The 10,736-nt window shown below is 48.0% G+C and carries 11 protein-coding genes; 4 read left to right on the top strand and 7 right to left on the bottom strand.

Annotated elements, in window-relative coordinates; translation table 11 throughout:
• Window positions 1–22: 22 nt before the first annotated feature.
• From BUB94_RS11990 to BUB94_RS17200, 3 genes are all read right to left on the bottom strand, one after another.
• Entirely contained in the window at window positions 23–700 is a 678-nt protein-coding gene (locus BUB94_RS11990; protein WP_073237373.1) for a type 1 glutamine amidotransferase, read from the bottom strand.
• A gap of 720 nt (window positions 701–1,420) precedes the next feature.
• A complete protein-coding gene (locus BUB94_RS17195) occupies window positions 1,421–1,879 on the bottom strand; it encodes a His/Gly/Thr/Pro-type tRNA ligase C-terminal domain-containing protein (RefSeq protein ID WP_254793729.1) in 459 nt (152 codons plus the stop codon).
• Between the two features lie 41 nt (window positions 1,880–1,920).
• Window positions 1,921–2,625: an aminoacyl--tRNA ligase-related protein gene (locus BUB94_RS17200; protein WP_254793730.1), complete on the bottom strand. Its 705-nt coding sequence runs from the start codon at window positions 2,623–2,625 to the stop codon at window positions 1,921–1,923.
• A 222-nt stretch (window positions 2,626–2,847) separates the two neighbouring features.
• Here BUB94_RS17200 and BUB94_RS12000 point away from each other — a divergent pair, with 222 nt between their 5' ends.
• The 4 genes from BUB94_RS12000 to BUB94_RS12015 are packed head-to-tail and all read left to right on the top strand — an operon-like array spanning window position 2,848 to window position 6,602.
• Complete coding sequence (locus tag BUB94_RS12000) at window positions 2,848–3,600, top strand: FISUMP domain-containing protein (protein ID WP_073237376.1); 753 nt, start codon at window positions 2,848–2,850, stop codon at window positions 3,598–3,600.
• A 24-nt stretch (window positions 3,601–3,624) separates the two neighbouring features.
• A complete protein-coding gene (locus BUB94_RS12005) occupies window positions 3,625–4,287 on the top strand; it encodes a hypothetical protein (protein ID WP_073237379.1) in 663 nt (220 codons plus the stop codon).
• Window positions 4,284–5,531 carry a hypothetical protein gene (locus tag BUB94_RS12010; protein ID WP_073237382.1) on the top strand — a complete coding sequence of 416 codons (1,248 nt, stop codon included), beginning with the start codon at window positions 4,284–4,286 and terminating at the stop codon, window positions 5,529–5,531. The genes BUB94_RS12005 and BUB94_RS12010 overlap by 4 nt, the downstream gene beginning before the upstream one ends.
• Before the next feature lie 39 nt (window positions 5,532–5,570).
• Window positions 5,571–6,602, top strand: a complete 1,032-nt coding sequence (locus BUB94_RS12015; RefSeq protein WP_073237384.1) for a hypothetical protein — start codon at window positions 5,571–5,573, stop codon at window positions 6,600–6,602.
• A gap of 236 nt (window positions 6,603–6,838) precedes the next feature.
• Here the strand turns inward: BUB94_RS12015 and BUB94_RS12020 are convergent, their stop codons facing one another.
• The 4 genes from BUB94_RS12020 to thrS all read right to left on the bottom strand — a co-directional run bounded on the left by BUB94_RS12020 (window position 6,839) and on the right by thrS (window position 10,393).
• Window positions 6,839–7,651: a hypothetical protein gene (locus BUB94_RS12020; RefSeq protein WP_073237387.1), complete on the bottom strand. Its 813-nt coding sequence runs from the start codon at window positions 7,649–7,651 to the stop codon at window positions 6,839–6,841.
• A gap of 51 nt (window positions 7,652–7,702) precedes the next feature.
• Window positions 7,703–8,083, bottom strand: a complete 381-nt coding sequence (locus BUB94_RS12025; protein WP_073237389.1) for a PIN domain-containing protein — start codon at window positions 8,081–8,083, stop codon at window positions 7,703–7,705.
• A complete protein-coding gene (locus tag BUB94_RS12030; RefSeq protein WP_217653135.1) occupies window positions 8,083–8,310 on the bottom strand; it encodes a type II toxin-antitoxin system VapB family antitoxin in 228 nt (75 codons plus the stop codon). The genes BUB94_RS12025 and BUB94_RS12030 overlap by 1 nt, the downstream gene beginning before the upstream one ends.
• Before the next feature lie 145 nt (window positions 8,311–8,455).
• The gene (gene thrS, locus BUB94_RS12035) at window positions 8,456–10,393 is read right to left on the bottom strand and encodes a threonine--tRNA ligase (RefSeq protein ID WP_073237402.1); all 1,938 of its coding nucleotides are present in this window, start codon (window positions 10,391–10,393) and stop codon (window positions 8,456–8,458) included.
• Window positions 10,394–10,736 lie beyond the last annotated feature (343 nt).

Here is a 10,736-nt window from a genome sequence, read left to right on the forward strand (position 1 = left end):
AAAACTCCGTATCCTGTTGCGATTACTTTTTGGCCAACATAAAATCCAGTATCTTTACCAGGGTGTCGTTGTTCTTGCCGATGTTTTCGGCGCATGTTTTTCGGATGTCCTCGACGCTCTGAACGTACTTGCAACCGGATGCCGATTCAATTTCTTCGGCCCCGTTTTTCAACATGCTTTCCATAGATTCCAAGGTGGTTTCCAGATGGAACTGCAATGCCAATGCGCTGCCCAGGCGGAATGCCTGACGGGGGCATGCTTCGCTACGGGCCAAGGCTACGGCCTGTTTGGGAATGTCAAACGTTTCGCCATGCCAATGGAATGCTGTCATAGATTCGGACATTCCGTTTTCCCATTCCACGGGGAACCAACCGATTTCCTTTTCGGGATTTTTCCTGATGGCTGCGCCAAATGCGTTTGCAATCATCTGTGCGCCCAGACAGATGCCGAGAATGGGCTTGCCCAACTGAACCATGTCGCGACACAGTTCCTTTTCACGAACGAAATAAGGATAGTCGGCTTCGTCCAGGACGCTCATGGGACCGCCCATCATGATGGCGAAATCCACTTCGTCTTCGTGGGGAATCCTGTCACCGGCGTAGAGACGGACTACATGAACTTTATGACCCTTGGCCTGCAAATAGGGGAGAATGGCTCCCGGGCCTTCATATTCCACATGCTGAAAAATATAGACGTCCATAAAAATACCTCTGACCGAAATATAATAAACGCCTGTGATGGGAAAAATTAAAAGCAGGATTCCGAATAGTTCAATTGCATTTGTCTGTTGGAGGAGTAGAGCGTGTCTATGGTACAAGAACCATTGGTGGAAACATTGACATTATTTTTTTCGGAGAGACTTGATTCGTATCTCTCCTGAATATCTTCGCAATAGTCTAAAATTGACTCTCTGATATAGCTCTTGATTTTGTTTAAGCTAAGCCCTGTTTGGAATTTCTGAATGGAAACCTGCTAACATGATTGACGAAGGGTAAAGGTAGTTAATGAAATGCAAAAAGTCCCCGAGGCGTAACCTCGAGGACTTTTTAATGTCAGAGTCGCGACGGATGCCGCGGCTTTCACTTGCGTTGATTAGCGAACGACCTTGCGGTCGTCTTCGGTCATAGCGAGGAACTCAGCGACGGTCATAGCGCCCTTATCGCCTTCCTTACGCTTGTTGACGGAAACCTTGCCTTCGGCCATTTCCTTTTGGAGTGCTACGCACTCCCAACCGTGGCGGCTCGGCACAAACATCTAAGCGAGTAAAGCAGAAAAGCTTGCTTTTCTATTTTCGAGCGACATGTTTGGTACTTGTACAATGCCCACGCAAGCGTGGTCGCTGCTCTCGCCTTGGACGGTTGTCACCAACGAAAAACGCAGGCTTTTCCAGCCTGCGTTTTGTAATTGGGTCACGTCATGATTAACGAACGACTTGTCTGTCTGCTTCTGTCATTTTGAGGAAGTCGGCGACGGTCATAGAGCCCTTATCACCTTCCTTTCTCTTGTTGATAGAGACAAGTCCTTCGCTCATTTCCTTCTCACCGACAATCACCTTATAAGGGATCTTCTGGAGTTCGCACTGACGGAACTTGTAGCCAAGCTTTTCGTTGGATTCGTCGATGTCGCAGCGGACGCCGGCGTTCACCAGTTCGCGTTCCACCTTGTGGGCGTATTCAGCGAACTTTTCGGAGATGGGGAGGACGCGTGCCTGGACCGGAGCGAGCCACAGCGGGAAATCGCCCATGAATTCTTCGATGAGGATGCCCAGGAAGCGTTCGATGGAACCGACAGCTGCGCGGTGCAGCATAACGGGGATGTGCTTCTGGTTGTCCTTACCCACATATTCAGCACCAAGGCGCTGGGGCAGGTTGAAGTCCACCTGGATGGTACCGCACTGCCAATCACGGCCGAGGGAATCCTTCAGGGTGAATTCAAGCTGGACGCCGATGGCGTCCGCTGCTGCCCTCGGTCATGCCGAAATGCAAGCAGTTCGTCGCGACGCTCGGTTTGCAAGCTTTTCGGGCCATAGAAGGCACCTTCGCCCGGGTTCAAGATGTAGTCGAGGCCTGCAAGCTTGGTGGCTTCTTCAAGAGCTGCTTCTGCCTTGTCCCACAGTTCGTCAGAACCAACGCGGCGTTCCGGACGGGTGGAGAACTTCACCACGATGGAATCGAAACCGAAGTCGTGGTAGATTTCCTTCACGAGAGCGCAGAAGTCTGCCACTTCGGAAGCGATCTGTTCTTCGGTACAGAAGATGTGAGCGTCATCCTGCACGAAGCCGCGGACGCGCATCAAACCGTGCATGGTGCCGGCAGGTTCGTAACGGTGGCACTTACCGAATTCAGCAAGACGCATCGGAAGATCACGCCAGCTACGGAGGCCGGTGTTGAAGATCTGAATGTGGCAGGGGCAGTTCATGGGCTTCACAGCCATTTCAACGTCGCCAGCCATGGTCTTGAACATGTTTTCGTTGTACTTGTCGGCGTGGCCGGACTTGATCCACAAAGTCTTGTTCACGATTGGGATGCAAGCATCCCAGCTCTTCGGCTCGGCAATGCCCACGCAAGCGTGGTCACTGCTCTCGCCTTGCATCGCTGTCCGGAGTAATGACTTCAAGGTAGCCACGAAATCTGCTTATTATGGGCGTTCCCGCACATATATGTGCGGTCGGGCTATATTGCAAGGCCACCCGTGCGCACCTGCGGCACGCCCGCGCGGCTCTTGCAACCAAGCCTCGCTCCGCGAGTCTTGTCCCCAAGGGGTCACTATCCCTAACGCAAAACATCTTCATGCTTAAATTGATTCTTTTGAAGAAATTATAATTACCAGGTATTCGTCTTGAAAGTGATGGACCTCTGCTATGTCGAGGCGGATCTCCTGACAAAACGTTCAGGCGACACCTTGGAAATCGAATATGGCCCCGACCGTGTGGAATCGACATGCACGTGCTATAGCGACCACTGGTTCGATATTGCCCCCGAAAACAAGGACATCAGGTATTTCAAGTTCAGCGGAAAAATCTACGAAATTGACCCCGGCCCCGCTCCAGGACCTTCGAAAAAAGTAAAAAAAGCAGACGAAGGCCCTGAACTGACAGATGCCCGAGACGGACAAGTTTACAAGACGATTCAACTCGGCGAACAGACCTGGATGGCCGAAAATCTCAACTTTGAAATTGAAGATGGTGTCCAAAGTTGGTGCAACGGAAACAAAGGCGAAAACTGCGATAAGTACGGTCGTCTATACACACTCGCCGCCGCAAAGACAGCCTGCCCACCCGATTGGCACTTGCCTTCAGTTGATGAGTGGCCCACAAAGGGGAATGGTGGTTACTCGGCGTTTTACGCTTATGGCGTTGAGGGTTGGGGAAATGCAAAAGACGAATACGGGTTCGCAATTTTGCCCGCAGGGAACTATCAAGCAGAATTCCAAAATTATCTTGAGCCGGGCCTTTTAGCATTCTTTTGGACATCCACAATAGACAAACTCAATCATAATTGTCCTAAAATGATTCATGTTGGCGACGGTTCCGAAGGAATGGTAAGCGTCTGTAGCGACAACGAAAACGACGGATTATCAGTCCGCTGCGTAAAGGACTAGATTTACAATATTATATTTATAGCCATGAACATAAGGCTGCGTAAAATTCTGAGAAAAATATTCCTTTCTTCTACCGCGTTTCTATGGTTCGGATGCGATAACGATACGGCAAGCGACCCGAAAGACTCGCCGACGGAACCAACGCCGTTTATCGACATAGAACAGGAATTGTCTAAAATATCGCAACCCGATACGACCGGATTAAGGGGAAAGTGCATTTCGGCATACAGTTTCTGCAAAACTATCGAAGATTTCAACGCATATTACTACAACCGACAATGGGCCTCGAGTATTGCTCAAGAAAAAATAGATTCCCTTCTTAACGCACCGCAAAGTTCCCTATTTTCAAGCATAAAGAAATCCTGCTATAAAGACTTAATCGAGCTTGAATTCATGCCGGAATACGGGGTTCCGCCATGCCATGATGTCTTGGAAATAGAGGCTTTCGAACCATCTACCCACGAGGACTCGGTTTTCATTGAGGAACATAAAGCCCGTTACGAAGCCTACTTAAAAAAATACAATCTTACCGAATGCGAATCTGGTAGCGTCGTTGTCGGCGACAAATACATCGAGGCCATCTTGGAAAACGACCAATACGAGAGGAGCATCATTCAAAGTAGGCTTGAGGAAATCAATGAAAAGGCTGCCGCATGCGACAACCTTGAAGAGGATGACGTTTTATGAAAAAGAGCCTAATTTACCTGATAGCCGTTTCTCTGTGGCTTCTGGCCTGTAGCGATTCGTCGTCGGAACCGCAAAAAGAAGAATACGATATAAGCGGATGCTGCTCCGGGGAATGGACTATCGAAAGAATCATTTCGATCAATAGTCTTGGAGATACCATAAACATACGAAATGGAGATTCCACATATACAAATAAGGGCGTGTGCAATCCACCGCCTCCGAGTGTAATGACTTTCATGTGTGCTGAAACTCCGTTTAGATTTGTTGATTCTGTCGTTATAGATTCAAGCATTTCATCTTCTAGCGCCCCACTTTCGTCTTCATCGCTTTTCACACCTGTTCCCCGCTCGTCGAGCAGTTACAGCCTATCGCGAGAAGAAACGATAGACTCGACACGCGAAACGGTATATCGACTTTTATACCCGACACCCGAAGGAACGCTCGATACGGGATTCTTTGCCACGGGAGAATGCACCGTTAAAGCGGACGGTTCGTTTGAATGCGAGCAGCGGAGTTGCATAGAGGATATTGGCGGACGCATAAAGATTAATAATATCTCCTATCCGGCAAGTTACAAAGACCATGAAAAACTCGGCATCTATTTTCACGCAAGCACTGAAAAAACTCAACTTATCGATATCAATCTGGGTGACAGTGCACTCACGGAATTCATTCCCTACGCCAACATCCCCGAATTTGATACCGCCGACGCATTAAGCCGCCTCGCCGTTTTATCCGCAAAGACCTGCACGACATTAGAGCGCTTTGTTGGGCATTACCAGTTACAGGCAGAAGGACTTCCCGAAGGAATCATTCTTTACCGCGACGGTGCGGATATCGACAAACGACAAATCTCAACCGAATCCTATACCATGCTATTTTCCAAGGAAGATTTCAACACTGTCGAAAAGAGCGTTTCGGATACCGCATGGTTAAGGGAACACCGCGAAGAACTTTATAGCGAAGAGGACTACGCCGATTATCCGTATTACGCCTACGTTGACCCCAAATACACGGCTGCAATCAACAACTTTGGCTGCGGGGTCGTTTCGTTTTCTTACGAAGCAGACCCAATAGCGGGCTACTGCCACGGATGGCAAGTTCCCGACCTAGAAAAGGAATACTCCTTCCGTCTTATCAATATTTCGGACAAAGTTCCAGAAACCCCATTCCAATGGAAACTGCTTTACATGGACCAGTATGGTCGCGGCGGCTCGCTGAACGTCACGACACAATTTGAGTAAGTTGCTATGAAAATAATTCGCATAAGGATGATTTGACAAATGAAAAAGAGCCTTGCAATCATAGTACTTTCGCTATTGGCACTTTTAGGGTGCACCAACGACAATTCGAGTAGCGCAGAAAACATCCGAGACATAAGTTCTACAGACCTTTTCACTGTAGACTCCATTTCGGATTGCATTATAGAAGAATCCGTATTAGAAGATCTCATAGAAATGGATTCAATCCATATTTTCGAGAAAAACCTAAAGCAGAGTTTTCATTTCCCTACATACATCAATGACTCGAAAGAAAAATATCATGCAGAAACCCGCAAGAATGGCGATACCTTGATTTTTTCCATGGTAAAAAAAGATGATGGTGTAGAAACGGCTTTATTCTGCCCCGTCAGGGTTTACGTCACTCTAAATGAAAATCTTAATGAAAAGTATATTGCAACAAAAATGGGCGTATATAGGGTTGTTCTGCATCATCAATGCGTCGTTTTGGACCCCGTTTATATGGAAGTTAGCAGTTCATCTTCTAGCGCCCCACTTTCTTCATCTTCGCTTCATAATTCCGATTCTATCCAAACACTGGAAGCATTTCTCGAAAAATACGACATAACAGACTATTCCTTTGATAAAAATGTTCTCGCTTACAACGAGACTTCCGGCTACTGCGATGCGTTGCAGAACACCTGCTTCGAAGCACCGGGCATAAGCGAGTTCAGAACATTAGGGCTGCACAGGTTCGAGGCAAACGACATCACTGCATTGACGACAATTTTTCCGCACGCTGCGGCAGCGATGAACAATAAAATCGAGGGGTGCCCGCTTTATGTGCTGAATATCAGCGACACTTCGCCCGCAATCCACATTCTCACCAACATCACGAAAGACACCATCACCATCGTAAATATCAGCGACGAGTGCGCCTATGAGCCGAGACCCTTCGACATGAATGTCGGATTCTTGTTCACCTATTGCGACGAACTTTCCGAAAATCCCGAAGTCGTCACCACACAAGTGTTTGACGACAAAATGGAATGCGGAACAATTGAATACGCGGAATACATAAGCGAAAGACTCTAAAAATCAACCTAATCTATGGCGGGGGGCAAAATATAAACGGATGCACTGCCCTCATGATAATAAGCCAAAAGATTTTTTGCTGCGAAACAGAGCCAACTAACTTTAGTCCTTCAGACACCGAACAGACCTGGCTGAGTCCAGAACCAAGCCTCGCTTCGCGAGTCTTGGCCCCAAGGGGTCACTATCCCTAACGTAAAAAAGCGAAACCCAAATAGGATTTCGCTTGCAAAATTAATTTAAGGATTAAAGTGGACGTATTTAACAAGAGTTGTATCAGCACCTGCTTTTATCAGAATGTCTGTGAACTTCTTTTGAAGCTCCGTTTGATTCCAATAACCAAAATTACAATAGTCCAATTCTACCATATCGCTTGATTTTTGATTTACGGAATATCCTCTATCAATTAAATCTTGGAAGTAAAACAGTTGGTCTTCTTCTGATAAAAAGGTAAGGGTCCCCAACTGATCACAAAATTCGTGTAAGATAGAATAACTACCGCTTATACTTTGTCGAATGCTATCAATGTTTGGTATAAAGGGGAGTAGCTCGTTGTACCATTTTCTTGCAATTTCACTTCCAAATTCTCCATCCATTGCCTTTGTTATAGTGCGATAGACTGTTTCGCCATTTATCGGATAACCCTTGCTTATCGCATATCGGACAAGGTTTGTATCTCCAGCCCACATGGCTTCCGTTGCGAATCCGTATCCGAGGTTTCTTGCCACGGAGTCCATACCGTTGTCTATAAGGTAATATATTGTTGAATCTGCACCAGTCTTCCAAATCAAATCCCATATGACTTCCTGGTTCGCATAAGAGGATGAGTCATATAGGTTCATGTCTAATGAAGCGCAGTTTTCGATACTCTTTTTCAGTGAGGCAAGATCACTGTCTTGAATTGCCTTCCACAAACTGGAGTCTGTAACAAATTTTTCGCAACCTTCATTTAATTGCAGTGAATTTTGTTTTTCGTTATTAGCACTTGAGGAATCGTCGGAACATGCGATAAATAATGTTATCAACCCAAATAAAAGTATGAACTTTTTCATTTGCAACTTCCATTTTTTGTGAATTGATCGTAATCAATTTTTTGAGTTTGCTTACCCTTCAAATAATTTTAGGGGCAAGAATTCTTTCATCAACGAAAAATGCTTGTCAAGGGAATACAACGCCAAATCGTTCTGTATGGCACTTTGGGCGATCATTAAATCGGGAATGCCGACTCGATTTACGCCATGTTTCAAGTTTTCGGTTTGCATGGAAATTAGGCTTGTCCAATCTATGCTCATTGAAACCTTGGGAACTTGCAAGAGCAAATGTTCCAGTTCTGTCTCTTTTCTATGACGAATGGATGGGACTAGTTCCGTGAGAATCAAATCATTTACACAGACTTTTCCTGAATCAATTAGTGAGTCTAAATGCGTGGAATTGATTCCGTTGTGAAAATAATCTATCCATACAGAAGTATCGACAAGAACCATTAAATTCGTCCTCGCATAGAATCCATATCAATGTCGAGGTCGACTTTCCCTTTAAACTTTTTTAATCCTGCGATGGATTTTGTTTTCAGCAGATTTTCCAAAGCGAAAACAACCACATCATCTTTTGATGTGATTTTGGTAACGACCATAGCTTCTTCAAGAAGTCTCTCGGGAATTTCTAGAGTGGCAACCATAAGTACCTCGCTTTCTTTCGCTTTAATATACATATATAGGACACAAAAGTCAAATGATGAAGGTTTGGCTTTCACGGACAAATCAAAAAGGCAGGCTCTTTCGAGTCTGCCTTTTTAATGCTAGATCCTTCGACTTCGTGCTTACGCACTTCGCTCAGGATGACACCTTCGGGGTCAATTAGCGAACAACCTTGCGGTCTTCTGCAGTCATTTCCAGGAACTGAGCGACGGTCATCTGACCCTTGTCGCCTTCCTTACGCTTGTTGACGGAAACCTTGCCTTCGGCCATTTCCTTTTCACCAACGATGATCTTGTACGGAACCTTCTGGAGTTCGCACTGACGGAACTTGTAGCCAAGCTTTTCGTTGGATTCGTCGATGTCGCAGCGGACGCCGGCGTTCACCAATTCACGTTCCACCTTGTGGGCGTATTCAGCGAACTTTTCGGAGATGGGGAGGACGCGTGCCTGGACCGGAGCCAACCACAGCGGGAAATCGCCCATGAATTCTTCGATAAGGATGCCCAGGAAGCGTTCGATGGAACCCACGGCTGCGCGGTGCAGCATAACGGGGATGTGCTTCTGGTTGTCCTTACCGACATATTCAGCACCGAGGCGCTGGGGCAGGTTGAAGTCCACCTGGATGGTACCGCACTGCCAATCACGGCCGAGGGAGTCCTTCAAGGTGAATTCAAGCTTCGGGCCGTAGAAGGCACCTTCGCCCGGGTTCAGAATGTAGTCGAGGCCAGCAAGCTTGGTGGCTTCTTCGAGAGCGGCTTCAGCCTTGTCCCAAAGTTCGTCGGAGCCTACGCGACGTTCCGGACGGGTAGAGAACTTCACCACGATGGAATCGAAACCGAAGTCGTGGTAGATTTCCTTCACGAGAGCGCAGAAGTCAGCCACTTCGGAAGCGATCTGTTCTTCGGTACAGAAGATATGAGCGTCATCCTGCACGAAGCCGCGGACGCGCATCAAACCGTGCATGGTACCGGCAGGTTCGTAACGGTGGCACTTACCGAATTCAGCAAGACGCATGGGGAGGTCACGCCAGCTACGGAGGCCGGTGTTGAAAATCTGAATGTGGCAGGGGCAGTTCATGGGCTTCACAGCCATTTCTACGTCGCCAGCCATGGTCTTGAACATGTTTTCGTTGTACTTGTCGGCGTGACCGGACTTGATCCACAAAGTCTTGTTCACGATTTCCGGAGTGATCACTTCCAGGTAACCGCGACGGTCGATCTTACCACGGATGTAGTCCTTGAGGGCGTTCACCATCTTGGTGCCGTTGGGGTGCCAGAACACCATGCCAGGAGAATGGTCTTCGATGTGGTACAGATCCATTTCCTTACCGATGCGGCGGTGGTCGCGCTTTTCGGCTTCTTCAAGGAACTTCAAATAGGTTTCCAGGCCTTCCTTGTCGGCAAAGCAGGTGCCGTACACGCGGGTCAGCTGGTCGCTGTTCTGGTCGCCGTGCCAGTATGCACCTGCGAGAGAGAGCAGCTTGAAGGACTTCAGCTTGCCAGTGCTGGGAACGTGGGGGCCTGCACAGAGGTCTTCCCAGTTCTTGCCCGGTTCGCCGTTTGCATAGAAACTCAGGGTGCCGTCGGCGCCTTCGCGAGCCAGAGCGCGTTCGGCGTTGTCGGTCTTGTACTTGTCGCCAGCGGTGCGCTTCAGGCCTTCTTCACCGGAAACAACCACGCGAGTGAACGGGCGGTCTTCCTTGATGATTTCCTTCATGCGCTTTTCGATCTTTTCGAAATCAGACTGCTGAAGCGGAGTCGGTGTCATCAAATCGTAGTAGAAGCCCTTTTCAACTGCTGGACCGTAAGCGAGCTTTGTGCCCGGGAACAGGTCGCAGATGGCTTCTGCCATCACGTGGCTGCAGGAGTGGCGGAGCAGCATCAAGCAATCCGGATCGTCATTGTTCGGAGTGATGATCTTGAAAACGCCATCTTCAGTGAGAGGGCGGGAGAGGTCCAGGACCTTGTCGCCCAGCTTTACACCGAGAGCCTTGCGTGCGAGGCCTTCAGAAATGCTCTTTGCTACTTCGAGGCCGGTGGTGCCAGATTCAACGGTACGTACGCTGCCATCGGGCATGGTGAGGTTGATTTGAGACATAATAATTTCCTTTTTTGGGCAGTTCTTGCCCGGTTCCGCAGAAATACGACATCTGACGGTGCGGCCAAACATAGAATTTGAAGAGCGTCGTGGCAAACGGCTTTTGGGCGTTGCCGCGGCATCAGCCCGCGGCCGGGCTGTCGCGTTATCGGCTAGCAAGGCTCGCCGTCCGTTCAGCCTCGCTTTGCGAGTCCGAATGGCTTCGCCACTTCCATCCCTAACGCACTATGGTAATATAAACCTTGCTCTGTGTAATGGTTTGTATTATATTTTGATAAAATTGCTTCGGCTCGGAAATACCCAAATGTGAACATTTGGGTGCTTCGCTCGCCTTGCATATTTT

It is taken from the genome of Fibrobacter sp. UWH9 (assembly GCF_900129715.1).
In the GTDB taxonomy this organism is placed as follows: domain Bacteria; phylum Fibrobacterota; class Fibrobacteria; order Fibrobacterales; family Fibrobacteraceae; genus Fibrobacter.

Coding starts and splice junctions, on each gene's coding strand:
- BUB94_RS12025 (WP_073237389.1), bottom strand. CDS start 8,083: ATGGTTCTTGTCGATACTTCTGTATGGATAGATTATTTTCACAACGGA.
- BUB94_RS12010 (WP_073237382.1), top strand. CDS start 4,284: ATGAAAAAGAGCCTAATTTACCTGATAGCCGTTTCTCTGTGGCTTCTG.
- BUB94_RS12020 (WP_073237387.1), bottom strand. CDS start 7,651: ATGAAAAAGTTCATACTTTTATTTGGGTTGATAACATTATTTATCGCA.
- BUB94_RS12005 (WP_073237379.1), top strand. CDS start 3,625: ATGAACATAAGGCTGCGTAAAATTCTGAGAAAAATATTCCTTTCTTCT.
- thrS (WP_073237402.1), bottom strand. CDS start 10,393: ATGTCTCAAATCAACCTCACCATGCCCGATGGCAGCGTACGTACCGTT.
- BUB94_RS12030 (WP_217653135.1), bottom strand. CDS start 8,310: ATGTATATTAAAGCGAAAGAAAGCGAGGTACTTATGGTTGCCACTCTA.
- BUB94_RS12015 (WP_073237384.1), top strand. CDS start 5,571: ATGAAAAAGAGCCTTGCAATCATAGTACTTTCGCTATTGGCACTTTTA.
- BUB94_RS12000 (WP_073237376.1), top strand. CDS start 2,848: ATGGACCTCTGCTATGTCGAGGCGGATCTCCTGACAAAACGTTCAGGC.
- BUB94_RS11990 (WP_073237373.1), bottom strand. CDS start 700: ATGGACGTCTATATTTTTCAGCATGTGGAATATGAAGGCCCGGGAGCC.